12 protein-coding genes are annotated in these 21,436 nt (G+C 38.8%); 1 reads left to right on the forward strand and 11 read right to left on the reverse strand.

Annotated features, from left to right (window positions below):
* Nucleotides 1-108: 108 nt before the first annotated feature.
* Nucleotides 109-804, reverse strand: coding sequence for a hypothetical protein (locus MM239_RS11665; RefSeq protein ID WP_241348421.1), 696 nt, complete (start codon nt 802-804; stop codon nt 109-111).
* Between the two features lie 325 nt (nt 805-1,129).
* Here MM239_RS11665 and MM239_RS11670 point away from each other — a divergent pair, with 325 nt between their 5' ends.
* On the forward strand, nt 1,130-1,693 hold the full coding sequence (locus MM239_RS11670) for a DUF502 domain-containing protein (protein WP_241348422.1): 564 nt from the start codon (nt 1,130-1,132) through the stop codon (nt 1,691-1,693).
* A 273-nt stretch (nt 1,694-1,966) separates the two neighbouring features.
* Here MM239_RS11670 and trxA read toward each other — a convergent pair whose 3' ends face one another.
* The 10 genes from trxA to MM239_RS11720 all read right to left on the reverse strand — a co-directional run bounded on the left by trxA (nt 1,967) and on the right by MM239_RS11720 (nt 21,199).
* Complete coding sequence (trxA, locus tag MM239_RS11675) at nt 1,967-2,287, reverse strand: thioredoxin (protein ID WP_241297547.1); 321 nt, start codon at nt 2,285-2,287, stop codon at nt 1,967-1,969.
* A 163-nt stretch (nt 2,288-2,450) separates the two neighbouring features.
* On the reverse strand, nt 2,451-3,113 hold the full coding sequence (locus tag MM239_RS11680; protein WP_241348423.1) for a porin family protein: 663 nt from the start codon (nt 3,111-3,113) through the stop codon (nt 2,451-2,453).
* Between the two features lie 199 nt (nt 3,114-3,312).
* On the reverse strand, nt 3,313-7,599 hold the full coding sequence (gene dnaE / locus MM239_RS11685; RefSeq protein WP_241348424.1) for a DNA polymerase III subunit alpha: 4,287 nt from the start codon (nt 7,597-7,599) through the stop codon (nt 3,313-3,315).
* Between the two features lie 189 nt (nt 7,600-7,788).
* Complete coding sequence (gene rsmG / locus MM239_RS11690; protein ID WP_241297544.1) at nt 7,789-8,421, reverse strand: 16S rRNA (guanine(527)-N(7))-methyltransferase RsmG; 633 nt, start codon at nt 8,419-8,421, stop codon at nt 7,789-7,791.
* A gap of 192 nt (nt 8,422-8,613) precedes the next feature.
* The gene (locus MM239_RS11695; protein WP_241348425.1) at nt 8,614-9,306 is read right to left on the reverse strand and encodes a cyclase family protein; all 693 of its coding nucleotides are present in this window, start codon (nt 9,304-9,306) and stop codon (nt 8,614-8,616) included.
* 58 nt (nt 9,307-9,364) lie between these two features.
* A complete protein-coding gene (locus MM239_RS11700; protein ID WP_241348426.1) occupies nt 9,365-10,705 on the reverse strand; it encodes a vanadium-dependent haloperoxidase in 1,341 nt (446 codons plus the stop codon).
* A gap of 39 nt (nt 10,706-10,744) precedes the next feature.
* The gene (locus MM239_RS11705) at nt 10,745-14,053 is read right to left on the reverse strand and encodes a VCBS repeat-containing protein (RefSeq protein ID WP_241348427.1); all 3,309 of its coding nucleotides are present in this window, start codon (nt 14,051-14,053) and stop codon (nt 10,745-10,747) included.
* Entirely contained in the window at nt 14,053-17,373 is a 3,321-nt protein-coding gene (locus tag MM239_RS11710) for a VCBS repeat-containing protein (RefSeq protein ID WP_241348428.1), read from the reverse strand. Before MM239_RS11710 ends, MM239_RS11705 begins: the two co-directional genes overlap by 1 nt.
* Nucleotides 17,370-17,951 (reverse strand): hypothetical protein, encoded by a 582-nt coding sequence (locus MM239_RS11715; protein ID WP_241348429.1) that lies wholly within the window; start codon nt 17,949-17,951, stop codon nt 17,370-17,372. The genes MM239_RS11710 and MM239_RS11715 overlap by 4 nt, the downstream gene beginning before the upstream one ends.
* Nucleotides 17,948-21,199 carry a VCBS repeat-containing protein gene (locus tag MM239_RS11720; RefSeq protein ID WP_241348430.1) on the reverse strand — a complete coding sequence of 1,084 codons (3,252 nt, stop codon included), beginning with the start codon at nt 21,197-21,199 and terminating at the stop codon, nt 17,948-17,950. The genes MM239_RS11715 and MM239_RS11720 overlap by 4 nt, the downstream gene beginning before the upstream one ends.
* Between the last annotated feature and the right edge of the window lie 237 nt (nt 21,200-21,436).

Genomic DNA, 21,436 nt, shown 5'->3' on the forward strand with positions numbered 1-21,436 from the left:
GTAGAGTCTATTATTTCTAATTGGAATTGCAAATTCCAAGGATATGAAAGCGTAGATGCAATCTAGGCCTAGGGAACATTTAAAACAACCTCTAAACTCAAAAAATCCTTAGTATCCTAATTTCTCCCAAAACTTCCTTCTCTTGAGATACTTCCTCTTTGGGCAGCTGCAATCTGCAATGGTGAATTTTGTAGCTTTTTTAGTTCCTGACCGCATAGTTTTCATGACTGTACTAAAATTATAATCATCTCCGTCCTCAGTAATCAATCCTGAATCTGAATTCATGAAATTCACTTTGTAAACAACATCTCCAGACGAAATCTCTATGAGCTCATACTGTAGTATTGATTGATTTTCTTCCGGTTTATTAGGGATTGGATGGATTTCTCTTGGGAAGGGGTATTTCATTGCATTAGGATCAATAGCATCATACATAAAACCTTCCGAATCCCTCGCACTGATTACAGAAGGCTTAAGAATATACTTGATTCCCAACTTGAGTACTAATTGCTCTCTGTCTTCTTGACTTTCTATCCCTTTGATATTATACTTTAGAAATTCATAATCTAACTCATACCTATCAAATACATTAGAAAAACCTTCGTTCTCAAAAACCGATTTCATTATACCCCACAGCTCATCATTTTGCATGGATGAAAGCAAAGAACTCGATACGTCATCAATTATAATACCATCATCATTCCCCAAACAGACTTTACAATATTGACTAACCGTAGTCTTTGTTGATTGGCAGGAAGTGAGATAAATCAAAAAACACACAAAAGAAATAGTAATTCTATTCATAAGTTTCGGATATAACCTAAATGATAACTTGATGTAGCAATCTAATTAACACTATATATTTTTAAGGTTTTATTAAACCTAAGGTTTCGGCAAAAATAAAGAATGCATAACTAATGTATGCATCAAAGCAAAAAAGAAAACCAAGTAATTGAGAAACCCTTAGTACACAACATTATTAATTTTCAAGAACACTAAATTATGAAAACATAGCAAATACCACTAACTCTATAGATCAATCATAGGCAAAGATCATTCACAATTCCCCAAAAACCATAATCAATCAATTTTATTGCCTAAATTTGAGGATATTTAAACTAAACCCCACATGGCTTTTACTTATAAAAGAGTGATTACTTTCTTTTTGAGAGGCTTACTGTTTGTCGTACCCATTGGCTTGACGATTTATTTGATCATCTTGACATTGAACTTCCTAGATGGCATCATCCCCATTCCAGTCCCAGGATTGGGAATTGTTATTATGCTTACTTTTATCACATTTGTAGGCTATCTGGCTAGTCTTTTCATTACCAAGCCCCTGTTTGAAATGTGCGAGCGGTGGATATTCAAAATCCCATTGGTAAATATCGTTTACACGAGTATCAAGGATTTGATGTCTGCTTTTGTTGGGGATAAGAAAAAGTTCAACACCCCTGTGGTAGTAAAGTTGTCAGAAGGGATGTCAAGAATGGGCTTTATTACACAAGATGATTTGAGTGTTTTGGAAGAAGATGAGCTTGTTGCAATCTATTTCCCACATAGCTATAATTTCTCTGGGAACTTATACCTAGTACCTAGGCAAAATGTGCGAATTCTACAAAATGTCAGTAGCTCTGACATCATGAAATTTATCGTTTCTGGTGGTGTTTCAAACTTAAATAAAACGCTTTAAGATGCGTAAAAAAATCTCCTTTGACAGCCAAGCAAACTGCTTAAAAAAGTTGATTTTTGAGAATCAGATATTAATTGATATTTGACATTATTGGATATTGACTCAAAAGAAATATTTAATTTTACAATAAGCTCCTTTTGGTTGTTAAACCACATCTTTACAAAAATCATTAATGAAGTCGGCTTTGAAGCAAGCATCCAAAAAAATAAGCCCTCTGAGGGCTTATTTTTTTTGTATGATGCCATTCGTCATGAAAGCTTCAAAATCATTGTTTTACAATTGTGCATCAAGCTTTTGAGCCAATACTGATTTTGCAGTAGTTCCAACTTGCTTGTCTACGATTTGACCATCTTTGAAGAACAAAAGCGTAGGGATACTTCTGATACCGAATTGAGCTGCAACAGCTGGATTCGCATCTACGTCTACCTTACCCACTACCGCTTTGCCTTCATAATCTCCCGCTAGCTCTTCGACTACTGGGCCGATCATTTTACAAGGTCCACACCATTCAGCCCAAAAATCCACTAGGATAGGCTGCTCTGATTTCATGATTTCTTCAAAATTTGAATCAGTAATTTCAATTGCTTTTGCCATTTTATATATCTGTTTATAAGTTTTCGATTTTCGAATATAATACTAAATTCAATTCAGCTCCAATAAGTTCAATTGAGAGAGGTTTTTGATTATAGCTTGATGATTGAAGGTAATAGACTGAGAATTATAATTTCAAAGGCATATTTCCAAAGACAGTTATTTTTCATAGGGCAAATTTCAGTCCTGTAATGAAATTTATCCCAATATGTCTAATATTATTATTTGCAAAATAAGAAGAATTCGTGATTGACGTGAAACTATGTTGATATGAAAGAGAAGTGAATAGTGAAGTTCGCATACTAATTTTATACCCCCCACCAATCTCCACCAATCCTGCGAAATCAAACTTTGAGACAGTATCAGTCACATCCAATGTTTTATTTTCGACAAACTTACCTTCCTCAAAGTATATTGGTACCGTGTGCTTAGCATCTAAAAGCAAAGATGGAACTACACCAATATTCGCAAAACCATAAAGAACAGTTCCTATATTAAATCCAACCTTTATGGGCACTGAAACATAATCATACTCAAATATTGAGATATAACTATCACCTGTAAGATTCCCTTGGCTGTCGGTAAAAGGAGTTTCGATTGTAAAACCTCGTTGATTGTAAATCAAATCTGCCCCAAATGATAAATGTTTATTTGATAAATATTCATATGTCAACCCAGCTGACAGGCCTAATCTAGCTTCAGAATCACTAAAAACGTCAGTTGAAGCAATATTAGTTGAGCTAACCCCTCCCTTTAGCCCAATATAGTGATTTTGTCCAGAAACCTTAAACGCCACTATGACTAAAATGAATAAGAATATGTTTTTCATAGTTTAGACGATCTATTGTGCTCAAGGTACATGCACTATTTTAAGATATGACTCACTCTACTTTTAGCGGATGTCAATCACACTACTCTTACATCTCACTCCAATCCAAAATCGATAAACTGATAGTCAATTCTACCAATCTATACTTTTACTCATTTCATTTTTTCTCCCGTATCCTTTTTACTTTATCATCCTATTATCAGACGATCTGATAGACTACTTCTGGCAGGGTTCCTAGTTCTTGGATCATTTCATTGGAAGGGTCTACTTTGAATCTTTTTGACATCAGGTCAAGGGTGATGTTCTCTTTGGTGTCTATTACATTGATGTAGAGCTTTGCGTCGCCTTTATACTTATCGGTAATTTTCTCCAATTTTTCCATCAAATCCAAGGTCAAATCATCTAAGTCTATGTTAATCCTCAATCCTTTGACCATCCTTCCTCTGACCTCATTGAGTAAAGACATGCTATTGATCTTAAATTCAAACTCCCCCTCTTTCCATTTGTTTGGATGAACTGATCCATTGATATACAGAAACCACCCTGTCATAAAGTACTCTTTGAACTTGATATAGTCTTCACCAAAGATGAAGAATGTATGTCCCCCATGGTAATCTTCTATCGTAAGAGTCCCAAATGGCTTACCAGTCTTTGTCGTCCTATGAGCAAAAGAAGTCACCATACCAGCGGCTTTGATATCACCTTTTGTTCTAAGGAGATCCATGTTATTGAAATCGGTCATGGGGGTATTGGTAAATGATTCTATTTCCACCCTAAATTGATCCAATGGGTGTCCGGAGATATAGAGTCCCACTACTTCTTTTTCAATGTTCAAAGCCTGCAGTTGACTGAATGGCTCTATGGCGTTGACTGTAGGTAAAGGTACTTCCATCCCTCCACTTCCACCAAATAAACTCACTTGTGAACTATCCGCTTCTTGCTGCACTTTTTGCGCATATTTCACAGCTTTTTCAAGCAAATTTATATCGCCATCAGCTGCTTCCAGATATTGTCTTCTATGATGCTGTGGAAAACAATCAAATCCTCCAGCCATGGCCAAAGATTCTAGCGTTTTCTTATTGAGTGCTTTGGCTCCTACTCGCTTACAAAACTCAAAGATATTTGGAAACTTACCTTTTTTCTCTCGCTCTTCCACTATGGCATCAACTGCTGCCCCACCCACTCCTTTGATAGCAACCATCCCAAAGCGAATCTGCCCCTCTTTGTTTACTGTAAAGCTGTTTTTAGACTCATTGACATCTGGCCCAAGTACAGGTATCCCCATACGCTTACACTCTTCCATAAAAAAGGTAACTTGAGTGATATCGTTCATGTTATTGCTCAATACAGAAGCCATGTACTCAGCTGGATAATGAGCCTTCAGGTAGGCAGTCTGGTAAGCAATCCAAGCATAGCATGTAGAGTGGGATTTGTTAAAAGCGTAAGAGGCAAATGCTTCCCAGTCTTTCCAAATCTTCTCCAATTTTTTAGCATCATGGCCTTTGGATACCGCTTGCTCGACAAACTTCGGCTTCATTTTATCCAGAACATCCCGTTGCTTCTTACCCATGGCCTTTCTCAATACATCGGCCTCACCTTTGGTGAATCCTGCTAACTTTTGAGACAAGAGCATCACCTGCTCCTGATATACTGTAATCCCATAAGTTTCCTCCAGATACTCTTGCATGTCATCCAGATCGTAGGTGATCGGTTCAAGACCATGCTTTCTTTTGATGAAAGAAGGTATATATTCCAATGGGCCTGGCCTATACAAGGCGTTCATAGCTATCAAATCCGCAAAAACCGTAGGCTTCAATTCCCGCATGTACTTTTGCATACCGGGGGATTCATACTGAAATATGCCGACTGTCTCCCCACGCTGAAAAAGCTCATAAGTCTTCAAATCATCGATTGGAAAATTGTCAGGATCTAGTAAGATATCATGGCGCTCTTTTACAATCTTGACAGCATCTTTGATCAAAGTAAGTGTCTTCAATCCCAAAAAGTCCATCTTCAATAGTCCTGCACTTTCTACGACAGAGTTATCAAACTGTGTGCAGACCATGTCTGAATCTTTGGCTAGCGCAACTGGAACAAAATTGGTAATATCATCAGGAGTAATGATCACACCACAGGCGTGAATCCCCGTATTCCGTACAGATCCTTCCAGTACTTTGGCTTGGTTAATTGTCTTGGATGATTCATCATTTCCTCTAGAAATCCTGATCAATTCATCTGCTTTGCCCAAGTCTTCCCCGTTTCCTTTCAACTTTGCAGAAAGTTTGGCCCTATCTTTTGAGAGTTCAAACAGTGCCTTCAATTTTATATCAGGCACCAACTTCGCCAACCTATCTGCATCAGAAAGTGGCAGGTTGAGAACCCTAGCGGTATCCCTAATAGCTGACTTGGCAGCCATGGTACCGTAGGTAATGATTTGTGCTACTTGATTGGATCCATATTTGTTGATCACATAGTCAATCACACGCTGCCTTCCCTCATCATCAAAATCTATATCAATATCAGGTAAGGAAACCCTATCAGGATTCAAAAATCTCTCAAAAAGGAGGTCATATGCTATAGGATCCACATTGGTAATACCCGTACAATAAGCTACAGCTGAGCCAGCTGCCGATCCCCGCCCAGGCCCAACTGATACGCCCAAGTCTCTTGCTGCCGAAATAAAATCCTGTACGATCAGGAAGTATCCTGGGTATCCAGTCATTTCGATTGTCTTCAATTCAAAATCCAATCGATCTTTGATCTCATCTGTAATTACTGGATATCTTTTCTTAGCTCCTTCATAAGTCAAATGCTTAAGGAAAGCGTTTTCACCTCTTTTCCCTCCATCTTGATCATCTTGAGGATCTCGAAATTCTTCTGGAATGTCAAACTTAGGTAGCAAAACTTCCCTAGCCAGCTTATAGCTTTCTATTTTCTCAACTATCTCATGCGTACAAGAAATCGCCTCAGGAAGATCTGCAAAAAGCTTCTTCATCTCCTCTGGAGACTTGATGTAAAATTCATCATTTGGAAAACCATACCTGTACTCTCTGCCCCGCTTGCCAATATACTTTTTAGGCTTTTCAACCAGCTCTCCATCTTTTACACATAACAAAATATCATGGGCTTTGGCATCATTTTTTGTATTATAATAGGTATTGTTTGCAGCAAAATACTTTACCCCATACTTTCTTGCAAACTGAAGCAAGACTTCATTCACTTTTTCTTCTTCGGGTATCCCATGTCTATTGAGCTCGACGTAGAAATCCTCTCCAAATTGCTCCTTCCACCACACGAAAGCCTCTTCTGCCTGTGTTTCTCCTACATTCAGTATCAAAAACGGGATCTCTCCCCAAAGCCCGCCTGTGGTTGCTATAATATCTGATTTATACTGTACTAGGATCTCTTTATCAATCCTTGGCACATAGTAAAATCCTTCAATATTGGCATAGGAAGCCAACTTTGCGAGGTTATGATAACCAGTTTTATTTTTAGCAAGTAGGACGGTCTGATATCCATCATCTTTTTGAGATTTGTTTTTCCTATCTCTCGTCAAAAAAAACTCACATCCAACGATAGGCTTTATTTCTTTGGCTAATGCTTCTCTTACAAAATGAAATGCTGCCATCATGTTACCATGATCTGTCATGGCGATTGCAGGCATATTGAGCTCTTTGGCTCGAGCTACTAGTGCAGGTATTTCTGATGTCGCTTGTAGAATGGAGTATTGAGTATGCACATGGAGGTGGGCAAATGGCACATCAACCATATCGGAGATATCTGCTCTTCCAGCTGCCCTCAATACATCTTTTGCTGCTTGCTTAGTTTCATCCTTTGCTGCAGCAAAGTTTGCTTCTTCAAGCTTGGGGGCTTCATATATCACATCCTGAATGGCAAGCCCTTCGATAGGAGGCTGCACTCCCGCAGTGATCAGTCCAAAGAAACATTTGGCAGTAGCATCCACATCATAGGCTGCGTCATGCGCATCATCAAAGCCAACGCCAAAGAGCTTTTTGTGCAACTCAGTGAGTGTGGGCCATTTGAATTTACCACCTCTTCCACCGGGGATCGCACAAAAGTCTGTCGAAATATCCTTGGTATCAAGCGGCTTCTTCTCTGGCAAGTGCATAGGAACTTCCTTTCGAAGAAATTCAGAACCCATCACATTGATATCAAACCCGATATTGTGGCCGACTACAAAATCTGCCTTGGCTACATCCTTGTCAAAAATCGCTAAAATTTCTGCCAAATCATGTCCTTCTTTCAAAGCACGATCTGTAGAAATCCCGTGAACCTTCTCCGCATTGTAAGGGATAGTAAAGCCTTCAGGTTTGATGATATAGTTTTTATTAGAAATCAGCTTCCCCTTGGCATCATGAAGCTGCCAGGCAACCTGAACTAATCGTGGCCAGTTATCATCTGCTGCCATTGGCGCATCATAACTCCTTGGTAATCCAGTGGTCTCGGTATCAAAAATGATATACATACAAACGCTTTAATTTTGGGAGATCTAAGTTAACAAACATCTGCTCAAGTGGGCAAAGTATTGGATAAATTTGTATGAGAAAAAAATAGGGAAAATTTAGAAAGTTTTGAGATTACAAGGTTGAAAAAATAGAAATTTTTCAACCTTGTAATTTGAATAACGGAACTTAAAACACTAAAAACAAGCGTACTACCTCTTTCCCTCCCAAGGTACGTAAACCACTTTTTTGGTATCAAAAAATTCGCCTTTAAAGTAATCCTCTAAATGGTAAGTAACATATCCAACATTTCTCTCTTCCATCTCTTCATCGACATCTCCACCTTTGAGCAAAAGAATTCCGTTTGGAAACTCATTAAAATCCTCCTTTTTGAATTTGCCTTTGACCCATGGGAAAAAGTTGGTAAACCTTGTCACTGCACGACTAACTACAAAATCATACTTCCTGACCAAGCTTTCAGCCCGGGCTTGCTGAGCTTCCACATTTGAAAGTTTAAGTTGCTTTGCCACGTCTTTGACCACGGTGATTTTTTTACCTATTGAATCCACCAAATGAAAATGCGTATCGGGAAAAAGAATAGCAAGCGGAATACCTGGAAAACCTCCTCCTGTACCGATATCCAATACTTTGGTTCCTGGCTGAAACTGCATCACTTTGGCAATACCCAATGAATGAAGGACATGCCTTTCATAAAATTGATCCATGTCTTTTCTACTGATCACATTGATCTTTTCATTCCAGTCAATATAAAGGTCTTTAAGTTTTGCAAACTGCTCTTTTTGCTTTTCAGTCAGGTTGGGAAAGTGCTCAAGTATCAAGTCCATGTATAATCAAATCTAATGTTTCACAAAAATAGGGTGAATATTAGAATTTGTCTACATAGTGATAAAATGATTCATTATTAGACCAATCAATCCGCTTGCTGTCAATACACAAATTAATCACCACAAAAAGCCTTCTATGTTTTGCTGAAAAAAATAATCACCCTAATATCGGATCCTAACAACGACAAAAATCTATTCAAAAATAGCTACTGCGCGAACTGGCGAACCCGTACCTCCTCTAATCTTTAAAGGCAATGCAATAAAACGGAAACGACCTCTCTTTATGAGTTTGTGAAGATTTATCATGTTTTCGTAATGGGTAAACCCTAGCTCTCCACAAATTTGATGAACTTCTCTATTTGAGACTTTAGGTACTCCAGGAGACATGGTCTCAACACCAAATGCTGAAATTTTCTTTTCCCCTAACCATCTTGAAGCGGCAACGGATAGCCCTGGGCCATTACCCCATTCATCAGTACCAAAGTGTTTCCTGTAATGATCAGTGTAAAACAAAACTGTATCTCCCTTTTTGATTTTAACTTTTGCCTGTTTGCATGCAATTTTAATTTCTTCAGGTTCTATAAGCTCTTTCAGGTTCTTATGTGAAAAATCCAAACAAATTCCTTTGGTATAAAACATGGACAGTGGCATGGTCTCGATAGATTGTCCTACATATTTGATCCCCATATGATTTAGCGCGTCAACATGAGTGCCTGTATGTTCGCCAAATTCAAGCTTATTCACACTTGGCGTAGCAGTCTTTGGATTCGGTTTTCCTTCCCACTGCTCATGCGTTGCAAATACACTGATATGAACCTTTGGTAGCCCATTGAAAACAGGCATTCCAGAATATATCTCTTGACTTAGGTCTATAATTTCACCCATCAAATACACTTAATAAGGTCTTTGAAAAATTGAAGATTCAACTATCAAATTGATTAATTTACTTCACAGCTATTTGTTCTTTTCTACTTTGTACTTTCTGCACAAAGTATTCCCCTAACTTTTTGCCTTTGGTAGAGCCATGAACTATGGCTGGCATATAATGGATCCCTCCATACAGCCGACTGATTGCTGCCTCATCTGCTGCCAACCGGAATGATTCAAACTCCCTGATAGGCAATCCAAATGCAACTTCTGTTGAATCTACAAAATGGAAACCATCACCTAGAAGCCATGTCAAAGTTTCAGCTGCCGCATTACTAACCACACTATGTCCCGAGGTGTATTCAGGAAATGGAGGTGTCTGTAATACTGGCAACCACTCTTCATCTATGTACTTGTTGATATAGGTCTCTGGCCGGATCAAAACAGACCTGTACTTTTCGTCCCAACATGCAATGAATCCATCAAATAAAGCAATACTTGTCATCGCCAAAGTTTCTGCGGCAGCACGCCAGTCTTGCTTTGCAGTCATTGAAGCAATAGCGGCAATTCCCATCCAGTGTCCACCTGGCGTAATCTTTTTCTCTGCGAACATCACGTGACCTTTTACATTCACTTTGTAAGGATTGCAATCCCAGAAGTAGGCAATATCGCTTTGCTCCTTGGTGAGGTTTCTTACCGTGGAAAAAACTTCCTCCGCTTCTCTATAGAAGTCAGAGCCTACTTCTGTGCTAAAGGTAGTCGGTGGCAAAGACTTAAACTGATCAGGTCGCTCCATTACAAATGGCCTGATTTTGTTCCAGTGTGGCTCGAGACCCTCCATGTACATGGGAGGAGTAGGTTGCCAAGCATTGGGATTATCCGTCAAGCTGTATTTTTCAAAAGACCTGCTTTGAGCATAATTATCCTTTTTAGAATAGGCAATTACATGATCCGCCACCTGCTCACCTAAAGTGAGTGAAGCTTCAAATACACGATCAGGTAGTCCCTTACTTTTGAGAGACTTATAAAATGATTCTTTATGCTCATTCATGAGTTCTTCTGAAAAAATGAGCAATGTTCCAACTTTATAGTAAGCGGCAAGTGCTGCTAAAGGAAAATATACATCTTCAGGTACATCAAAGTCTGCCTTTTCAAAACCATTCAACTGCCCCATCAAAGACAGGTAATCATCACCTGCCAAGACCGCTACTTCATAAGCTGCAATAGAAGGATAGGCATAAATCCGACTAGCTACTGGAGGGGAAAAAATATCATGAATGATTATCTCCGTAAGCTGATCTTGCGCAGCAAATTGATAGCTACCATCTTGTATTAGGTTAAAATAGTCTTTTTCCTGACAGGAGAAAAAGACTATCATCAAGGCAAGCAAAGCGGTTATATTTCGGGCTTGTAGCATATATTTGAAACTCAATAATAAGTAAATCTAAACATTCCTTTATATTTTGGCAAATCGATCTTTTAGCTTTTCTAAACTAATGATAACAGGTGAATCATTGTTCCTTAGACCAATCAAATGTGGGCTTTGATTGATATTCAGTTGCGTCAATACCCTAAATTGTCCTGAAATCTCAGGAATAAGCTGACTTTGTATCCAATTCCCGTCTTTATCCATTTGGAAAAAAGCCATAGACAAGGCACTCGATTTGCCTAGGTCATTCCTGTAATTATCAAACCCACCGACTACTACCAAATTCAGATAATCTGCTTCTTTCCAACTGTACACTGATTGTACTGGTCCAAATTGACCTTCCAAAGGTAACGAAACAAACTCACCATCTGCAACGAAGTATAATCCAGACGCCATATTGGTCACTTGAAACTTCCGAGCTGCATCTATCTTATCTTTGCCAAACACATCCTCTGGCTTCTGAATTTTTGAATATTCTAGATAACTAGCATGCTTTTTTTTCACGGCTGGAACCTGTTTGATCAAATCATCCCTTGACCCAAAAGGGACAAGTAAATCTTTCATGTAGTGAAAAACCAATGGATCCTCTTGTCCGTTTTCATCAAAGTCATGGTGATACAGCCACAATGGCTTTTCTTTACTTGCCTTCCATTTTGAATTCAATCCCATATTGCCTAAAAAAATAACTGGCTGATTTTTCCAACCCCCCAATTCATCCGCCACCAAATACATTCCAGTTGGTATATTATGCTGGGCTATTTGGAATGTCAAGTCCTCGGACTGTTTCCAAATCTGCACATCAGACCACTCACCTGCCAAAATTAGGCTCAAGTGGTCATCAGCACCCAACTCTTGCCAATGTGCCGATTGAATCATTCCAAAATCAGGATTGTCACCGAAAAACTTTTCTGTTTGATCTGTAAAATTCCCATTGCCGTCATTGATCAGTAAATAGCTCTTGGGCTTTGCTCCATAATTCCCTGTTACGACAGCACTTGCTACAAAAATGTCAGGCGCTCCATCTTTATTCACATCATGTATGGCTATAGATGAGGTGTTTTCGCCAATTGGTGGTAGTGAATTTGGAGAAAAACTAAAATTCCCATTCCCATCATTGAAAAACACCCGATCAGTATTGTATAAATGTCCTTGTGAGTGCTCATATCCTCCACTTCCAACATATAGGTCCAAAAATCCATTGCCATTTAGGTCTATAAATTGGGCAACTACATCTTCTCCTGGTGTCATTTGATCAAAAATCGGATTGCTTTTTTCAACAAAATCCCCAGATTTCGTTTGAAGAAACAACTTACTAGCTTGTCCTTTGGCTCCTCCAAAGTAGACATCCTCTAGGCCGTCTCCGTTGACATCACCTACAGCCAGGGCAGGACCTTCGGTAGAGTACTTTCTGGGCAGAAGATATTCCCTACGCATATCATCATACGCTGTATTCTCCTCATGATTCCATGGGAAAGTTGAAAAGAAATCCTCTGTCTTTTTTGATTCATCCTCTTTTAGGGGACTTAAGGGTCGTCCTTTTCCCTTTTGAAGTATTAGTCTTTGATTAATTGCTATGTCATCAAATCGCTCTACCTCATCGTAATTCCATTGGACTTGTACTTGTTTGATCACATTTGATTTCCCAAGTCCAAAATGGGCAAGGTTTGTGCTCGATGATTGAAATCCTCTTGAAGGGCTTATCAACTGGTATTGCTCTCCCTGATCTGTCTCCACCATTACTTTTGCTCCAATACCAAAGACATTAAAACCATCCTGCTGCAAGGTTATTGCTATGTAATTGGCGCTATCGATCTTTGCTGTATTGTTTCTATAGATGAATGCCTCTTGATCAATGTTGTTGATCACCAAGTCCAAAGCTCCGTCATTGTCTAAGTCCCCATAGGCTGAGCCCGAGGAATAAGAGAGTTGATCTAAACCCCAAGATTCAGCCATTTGAACAAATTCTAGTCCCCCAGTTTGTCGGAAAACATAATTGGCCAGCTTCATACTGGGCAGCATCTTGATGAGCTTTTCATACAACTCATGCTCAGTGAGAGAAGCATCTGCTGCCTGACTATATTGCACAAAATCCAAATCATTTGGTCTTTTTACAATTCCATTGGTAACATGAATATCTTTCAACCCATCATTATCCATATCAAAAATCAAGGGAGACCAGCTCCAATCTGTGGCAAAAGTTTGAGTAAGCAAACCAACTTCAGCAAACCTTTTCCCCTTTACGTTCAATTGAAGGTGATTTCTCACATATTGATCCCCATAGCCAAATTTCTTTTTCACCTCATATACTTCTTGCTTATCCTCTCCTATTGATTTCATCCAAATCTCTGGATTTTCAGGAAGCATATCAGTTGTAAAAACCTCTGGAAAACCATCATTATTTAGGTCATTTAGATCGTTTCCCATACTGTATCTGCTTGTATGACTTATCATTTCTTTCAAAGATTCCTTGAAAGTTCCATCTCCTTGATTCAAATACAAGTAGTCATCTTCCGTAAAATCATTGGACACATATATATCTAGCCAGCCATTGCCATTGACGTCTCCTATACCCACACCCAAACCAAAACCTAAGCTACTTGAAAGAACCCCAGCCTCTTCGGTAACCTCTATCATCCTATTAGACCCTTGTGCAACCTGACTTTGAAACAGTTTATCCCCTCCTCTCAGGTCTTGATTTATAAACTTGGTGTCTGCATGGGCAAATACCTCTGGTTTTTTGATTGAATGATTGAGTAAGTATAAATCCAGATCCCCATCTTGATCATAGTCAAAAAATACGGCGTGGGTAGAAAATCCTTCAAAATCCAACCCATATACCTCCGCTTCTTCTTTGAAAGTCAAATCGCCTTGATTGATATATAATTTATTTTTACCTCTGATATTTTTGTATCCACCTACTTGACATACATAAATATCCAGAAGCCCATCCCCATTGACATCCGCCATGGCCACTCCTGTAGACCATCCACCTCCTCCATCAACATTGGCTTGACTGGTGATATCTTCAAATTGAAAATTTCCTTTGTTGAGATAAAGCTTGTTTTCTCCTTGATTCGACGTGAAATAAATATCTAACAAACCGTCATTATTAACATCTCCCAAAGCAACTCCTCCACCATTGTAGAAGTACAAGTACTCTAGAATATTCAGCTGCTCATCGGAAACCAATTCATTGCTAAAAGTGACACCTGTATGGGAAGAGGGAAGCAAAGTAAATCTTTTATCTTCAGTAGATTTTTCACAAGACACTAAGAATAAACCTAATAAAAGGATCAGAGATTGGCAATAATTATGTCGTAAGCTTTTACTTTTCATCAAAACTTCCACCATCCTGCTTTATCATTATTTTTCACTACCAACAATTTTCTATTTCTCCCCTGGCTGAAAACATGAAAGCCCCTTACTTGACCATGAATCTGAAGTCCATGGCTATGGTTTTCAGCATATCTAAATGTACCGTCACCTTGACCAAACAACACTTCACCATAGCTAGCATCATATTGACCAGCTTCTGGCTTTGCACCATAGAGATTCCCTCCTAGGATCAAGTCCAAGCTACCATCTCCATCTATATCCAAGATCTCAATGGCAAAAACCCACGAACGCTGAGCCATTCTTGGAAGAGGATTTATATCAAATTCCCCATTTCCCTGATTGATCATCACAGCTGAAGGTGCATAATTAAACTCCTGAACTACAGCATTTGATAAAGCCTTGCTATCAAATATATCTTCAAGTGATTCTTTGTTGTAATTGCTATACTTCAGGTACTTCTTTTTGATACTTGGGATTTGTTTCTCTAATTCATGTTTCAGCGTAAAAGGCACATGCTTCCCTTCTTGTAGCTGGGAGAAGATTTGCTCCACGGTCCCATTTTGATCAAAATCGTTTATAAACATTTTGATTGGAGCTTCTGAACTTGGCCTAAACCTTGAATTCAACCCATGATTTCCAAGTACAAAATCAGGCATTCCGTCATTGTTAAAGTCACCAACAGCAATCTTTCTAAACCAACCTTTGTATCCATCAAACATAGAAGATTCATGCTTTTCAAACTTCCCTCCCATGTCCTTCAAAATAGTAGGAGCCATCCATTCCCCTACCAAAATCAACTCTTCTTTCCCATCTTGGTCAACATCAACGACAGCGGCATCAGTCACAAGTCCAATCTCTTTCAATACTGGAGCATATTGACTTGTCTGATCTGAAAATTTTCCTTTCCCATCATTGACCAAAATGTAAGAACTTGCATTGACTCCATAGACAAAGGGCACTAATCGCCCTCCTACAAACAAATCCATTGCACCATCACCATTGATATCTATTGGCTTCACTACAGAGGAACTATGCCTCATGGATTCCAACCCACTTGTTTTGGATTTGACAAATCTTCCCTTACCATCATTGATGTACAATCGATCTGCCAAATCCATAGAGCTGAAGGATGCTTCGTTGCTACCAGATGCTACAAAGAGATCTAAGTATCCGTTCCCATTGGCATCAAAGAAAATGGCATCAGTATCTTCTGCATTTTTGTCCTCTTCAAACACCTCTGTATCTAACCTTCTGAACCTTCCTTGAGTATTTTGCACAAAAAGCTGCCCTTCGAAGCCTTTGGCACCTCCAATAAAAACATCTTCAAGACCATCTCCATTGAAGTCGCCTACTGCAAAGGCAGGTCCTTCTGTAGAATGCATGTGATATGTAAGCCTATCTCGATCAAAATCCACAAATTGATTTTCGGTATGTTCAAAATCTAACCATTGATCAGCATTCAGCTTTTCAAAGATGTGAGCACTCGAATTTGTAAAAAAATCAAAATCTGTGAGCATCGTTGCTTCTTCCCATTTCAAATCGAGAAGTTGGTCAGCTGGAACATCTTCCAGTAAGGTGACTTTCCCATCAGGCCAACGTACCTGAACTTGATCCAGTTTATTTACTTTCCCCAAACCAAAGGTCAATTTTGGATCTACAGAAGATTGAAAGCCTCTGTTTGGCATCATTTCTTGATAAAAAACCTGATCTCCAGAAGTTAACCTTACTTGTGTGCCTATGGCATGGGTGTTTGAACCTTTGCCATTGAGCTGAATCTGCAGGTAGTGACGATCTGGGTAAAAAGAATCGCTCTTATTTTTATATATCAGTGCTGGAGCATTTACATTGTTGATCACCAAATCCAAAGTCCCATTATTATCAAGATCGCCATAAGCTGAACCGTTGGAGTGAATAGGATCACCCATTCCCCATTCATGAATTACATTGGTAAAATTCAAATCCCCATGATTCTTGAATGCATAGTTAGCAACTGGAGTCACAGGAATCGGGTCTACTAGGGCCTTGTAATTGACACCCTGTTGGGATATGATCTTGCGCTTGGTATCTTCATTGTCAATAAAGTTCAAATAATCTAAGTCTGTGATATCTTGATAGATTCCATTGGCCACAAACACATCTTTGTTGCCGTCATTATCCATATCAAAAAACAAAGCCGCCCAACTCCAATCAGTTGCTTCCATATTGGTCATTCTGCCCAATTCAGAGAATGTCCCATCCCCGTTGTTGACATGAAGCATGTTTCTGTTAAACTGTTTATAGTATCCATGCTTTACATTGAATTGAAACTTATCCCAATTCTCAAAAGTCATTACCTGCTTTAGCCTATCCATAGGCTCAGGAAGCATGTCTGTTACGAATATGTCCAAATATCCATTATTATTCAGATCAGCAATATCTGCACCCATCGAATTGGCACTGATTGACGGCATATATGCTTCCAAGCCTTCGGTAAAGGTTCCGTCCTGATTATTGATATAGAGATAGTCCTTTTCAAAAAAGTCATTGGAAATGAAGATATCCATCCATCCATCTTGATTCACATCTCCAATGGTAATACCCAAACCAAAACCAATCAGACTACCATAGATTCCAGCCTCTTCTGAGACATCCACAAATTTTCCATTGTCATTTCTAAAAAGCTTATCTCCCCCTACTTCATCCCTTCTAGGTCTTTCATTTTGCATTTTGTTGAAGCTTCCTATTGCAGTATAGCTGTTGTTGAGTAAATACATGTCAAGATCACCGTCATTATCAAAATCAAAAAAGACCGCATGGGTAGAATACCCTTGATCCGCCAGACCATAAGCCTCTGCCATTTCTGTAAATGTGCCATCTCCATTATTGATAAAAAGTTCATTTTGCTTGTTATCACCTTTTAGATCTCCTGAATTGCAGACATAAATATCAAGTAAACCATCTCCATTGACATCAGCCATCACAGCACCAGTGCTCCACGCACGAGTACCACCTACACCAGCTTCCTGCGTCACATCTTTGAACACAAAATCACCCTCATTCAAGTATAGTTTGTTCTCTCCTTGGTTGGAGGTAAAATAAATGTCCAAAAGGCCGTCACCGTTCACATCTCCAAGCGCTACACCTCCACCATTATAAAAATTCCTGTAAGTGAAAATATTAAAAGCTTCATCAAATGCCAGGTCATTTCTAAAGTCCACCTTTGAATGAGAAGCAGGGATAGACTCAAACAGCTTATCTTGCTGCTTGTTTGCCTTTTGACATGCAAAAAAAACACAAGCATTAAGACTTAGAACAATTAGTTTAGCAAACCACTTGATCATGAGGCAATGTCTTTAATATCTTTGACCCGCATATCCAAAATATCTACACTAACTGCACTTAGGCTTTTGATATGCACCCTTACAAGCCTATTGCCATCTATCTTCACCATCGCAGAGGCTCCTTTTGAATCCTCCACTTTGAAAAAGCCTTCCCCATACAACTGCTCCAGATAGGCTACCACGTCATCTCTTAAGTTTTCAGAACTATACTCAGGATTTGTAGGGAACCAGTCTCTATACTGAAATTCTACAGGCATATAAAAAATCCTACCCTCTTCGAATTTCGGATAAAAAAACATATTCGCCACCTTTCCAGAAGGTAGCTCGGGTTTATATTGAACCATTAGCTTATGTGCCCCTTGCATCAAAATTCCTTCTTTATTCATTTCCCAGCATGCTCCAAAAAACTCTTTTCTTGGCATGCCAAAGGTCAAGCCCAGAAAAATATCTTCATGTACTTCTCCTTTCGCCAGCTCTTTTTGCTTGATTATTTCATACTTGGTTTTCCTCTCACAAGAGGCTAAAAGGGTGATCCCAAGTAAAAAAACCAATACTGCATAATTTTTTAATTTCATCATTTTACTTTCAACTTTTCAAAGGTAAGTATCTCTTGATTGTTTCTAGCAAACAAATACTTTTTCCCTTTATTGGAACCAATCGAATGTATACTCCTAACTTCCCCTGTCACATAGAGGCCTGACTTATCGGCCATCTCTATTACTAGACTATCTCCACTTTGTTTCATTAGCCAACCATAGCTCCCCATGTTGACCCCTATCTCAGGCTTCACCTTAGATTGATTTCCAGCTAGAAGTATTTCCCAGTCTTGGGTTTCATTTCTTTCAACATGTATAGCATGGATTGGGCTATATTGTACCTCATGAGGAAGTTGACTTTTTTCAAATGCCTTTCCATTCTTGTTGATAAACATTTGTGTGGCTAGCGTATGAACCTCAAGAATAAGGCTTTTTTCCAAAATTTCTTTTGAAAATAAATCGTCCATCGTTTTATCCTTATAAGCATCATAGTCTAGCAGCTTTTTCCTAAGGCCAGGGAGTTGCTTTAAAAGTGGACTTTTAAGAACCATAGGATAGGCATTCACTCCCTCATATTGTGTTAATATCTGTTCCACACTTCCGTTCTGATCAAAATCATTCACATACAACCTCATCGGTCTTGCTTCGCTCGCCAACAATCGCGAATTCAAACCTTCATTCCCGACTATAAAATCTGGAAATCCATCATTATCGAAATCTAAGACAGAAATGGTATTCCATAAACCGTTGGTATTTTCCAAACCAAAACTTTTCGATACATCAATATACTTGCCTGTTGTGTTTTTAAAAACCTTGATAGGCATCCAGTCACCGACAATTATTATCTCCAAGTCACCATCTCCATCCAAGTCAACAATCGCAGCATCTCTAGTCATACCAAGCTTAAGAAAGCCAGCCGCCTTTTCACTTGTAACATCTTGGAACTTGCCTTCACCGTCATTTTCTAATAACCTTACATCCAATGGGACCCCATAAGCATAAGGTAAAGAGCGCCCACCAACGATCAAATCTAAGTAACCATCTCCATTATAATCAAATGATTTAACAAAGGAAGTACTTTCATTTCTTCTTGGTAAATGATTGGAAGTTTTTAGAAATTTACCTTTTTGGTCATTCAAATATAAGCGGTCTTGATAATAATCGCTGTTAAGATTATACTCAATACTTCCTGATGCCAGGTAAAGATCTAAATAACCATCCCCATTGGCATCAAACAATAATGCTTCAACATCTTCCGCTTGCGTATCTTCTATAAACTCCTGAACCAATTCAAATTCCCCACTTCTGGTTTGGGTCCAAATTGTTGTAGCTTGCCCTTTGGCACCAGGCAACACAAGATCATCTAATCCATCCGCATTCAGATCACCAACGGCGATTCTAGGACCCTCATTGCTAATCATGTGAAATCTCAATCGTTCCTTATCAAAATCTACAAATTCGCTTTCCTTATGTCTCCATACAATCTGCTGTGGCGACAACTGGAATAACGTTTGATTTTTTTGTCTAGTCTGAACAATACCACCCACAATTACCCCATCTCCTGGTCTCAATTTCACCAATTGATTTACTTCAATATTTTGAAAAATCTCCTTATTTCCATGCGGCCAATCTATTATCAATGAGTCAATTTGAAGATATTTCCCTAAGCCAAACTGCATGCGGTGATCGACTGAAGACATATACCCCTTTACTGGAAAATGCTCACCATAGTACGATTGTTCGCCAGCAAAAATAGATACTTTAGTCCCAAAGTAACTTCCAAGGTCAAGCTGCAAAAAGTTATTTCTGGAAATATGATTGGCATTGTTTCTAAAAATAGACACCTCCTCATTAAGATTATTGATCACCAAATCTAAATCTCCATCATTATCAAGGTCAGCATAGGCAGCCCCTGTAGAAAAAGTAAGTTGATCCATGCCCATGCGATCCGCAATATCTTCAAAGTGAAAACCACCTTTATTTTTGAACAAAAAATTTCTTTGTGGAACTGAGGGGAATTGATCTATCATCTTGGTGAGTAGTACAGAATCCTTTTTATATTGAGATATAAGGTTCTGATTATTGACATAGTAATCAACATAATCAAAATCTGTGAGATCCTTTACAATGCCATTTGCTACAAAAATATCCCTCAATCCATCATTATCTACATCAAAAATCAAAGCTCCCCAACTCCAATCTGTAGAATGCACACCTGCAAACCTTGCAACCTCAGCAAAATGAACCTCTTGAGCCTTAGGTTTGAATCCTAAATTTCTTTGAAGGGTATTTCTTGTAAATTGGTGAAAATATCCTGCTTTTACATTTGTCTGATATTTATCCCACTCCTCAAAAGGTGTTTTTGTTTTTACCCTTTGCAAATCTGAAGGCAACATTTCAGTTACAAAGATATCAGGCCAACCATCATTATCCAGATCTGCAATATCCGCACCCATGGACCCCATACTGATCTCGGTCATCATAGCCTCGAGGCGTTCATCAAAAGTGCCATCACCATTATTGATATAAAGATAATCTTTCTCAAAAAAATCATTGGATACGTACAAGTCAGGCCATCCATCCTTGTTTATATCAGCTACAGTGACACCCAAGCCATAGCCAATTGCACTCCCATAGATTCCAGCCTCTTCACTTACATCACGGAATTTCTCCCCATCATTTCTGTATAGCTTGTTGCCTCCAAAAGGATCACGAACTTCTCTTTGCCCTTCCCTAAGATCATTGATACCAACCGATCTAGGAGAATTGCTCAATAAATACATATCCAAATCACCATCGCCATCATAATCAAAAAAAACAGCATGTTGAGATAGCCCAACATCTGCAAGACCATAGGCTTCAGCCATTTCGGTAAAAGTTAAATCCCCATTGTTGATAAAGAGTTCGTTGTGTCGTTTACCTTCAAAGCGTTCATTTACTTCTAAAGGCCCAGACTTACAAATAAAAATATCAACAAAACCATCCCCATTAACATCCGCCATACTTACTCCTGTAGACCAGATGCCTTTTCCTGCCAATCCAGCTTGCGCTGTAATATCTTCAAATTGGAAATCTCCCTTGTTAAGGTAAAGTTTATTTTCAACTTGATTACCCGTAAGTAAAATATCTACCAGTCCATCATTATTGATATCACCTATAGCTACACCACCACCATTGTAAAAATTCCTGAATGTATAAGGGTTTAACTTTTCTGTATAGTCAAGTTCATTGTTAAAATCTATCCCTGTATATGATTTGTCTACCAACTCAAAATGGGGGATTCCCTCCATTTCCGCCTCTTTACAAGAGAAAATCAAAGACAGGACAGAAATGAATAAAATTAGATATTTTAAACTTTTGATTGGCATAAAACAGTTGACATAAAATCGCTTGCCTAAATCGGGTAGGAGAAACGGGATTAATTCCCGTTTCGACCTCCCACACCACCGTACGTACCGTTCGGTATACGGCGGTTCCTTGCTTTACGCCCTCTAAGAGAACGGGTTGACGTTGTTTTCAGTTATTCA

The sequence above is a fragment of the Belliella filtrata genome (assembly GCF_022549775.1).
GTDB classification, from domain to species: Bacteria; Bacteroidota; Bacteroidia; order Cytophagales; family Cyclobacteriaceae; genus Belliella; species Belliella filtrata.

Bases quoted from the DNA above. Each gene is read 5' to 3' on its own strand.
- MM239_RS11665 (WP_241348421.1), bottom strand. From the start codon at position 804: ATGAATAGAATTACTATTTCTTTTGTGTGTTTTTTGATTTATCTCACT.
- MM239_RS11670 (WP_241348422.1), top strand. From the start codon at position 1,130: ATGGCTTTTACTTATAAAAGAGTGATTACTTTCTTTTTGAGAGGCTTA.
- trxA (WP_241297547.1), bottom strand. From the start codon at position 2,287: ATGGCAAAAGCAATTGAAATTACTGATTCAAATTTTGAAGAAATCATG.
- MM239_RS11680 (WP_241348423.1), bottom strand. From the start codon at position 3,113: ATGAAAAACATATTCTTATTCATTTTAGTCATAGTGGCGTTTAAGGTT.
- dnaE (WP_241348424.1), bottom strand. From the start codon at position 7,599: ATGTATATCATTTTTGATACCGAGACCACTGGATTACCAAGGAGTTAT.
- rsmG (WP_241297544.1), bottom strand. From the start codon at position 8,421: ATGGACTTGATACTTGAGCACTTTCCCAACCTGACTGAAAAGCAAAAA.
- MM239_RS11695 (WP_241348425.1), bottom strand. From the start codon at position 9,306: ATGGGTGAAATTATAGACCTAAGTCAAGAGATATATTCTGGAATGCCT.
- MM239_RS11700 (WP_241348426.1), bottom strand. From the start codon at position 10,705: ATGCTACAAGCCCGAAATATAACCGCTTTGCTTGCCTTGATGATAGTC.
- MM239_RS11705 (WP_241348427.1), bottom strand. From the start codon at position 14,053: ATGAAAAGTAAAAGCTTACGACATAATTATTGCCAATCTCTGATCCTT.
- MM239_RS11710 (WP_241348428.1), bottom strand. From the start codon at position 17,373: ATGATCAAGTGGTTTGCTAAACTAATTGTTCTAAGTCTTAATGCTTGT.
- MM239_RS11715 (WP_241348429.1), bottom strand. From the start codon at position 17,951: ATGATGAAATTAAAAAATTATGCAGTATTGGTTTTTTTACTTGGGATC.
- MM239_RS11720 (WP_241348430.1), bottom strand. From the start codon at position 21,199: ATGGAGGGAATCCCCCATTTTGAGTTGGTAGACAAATCATATACAGGG.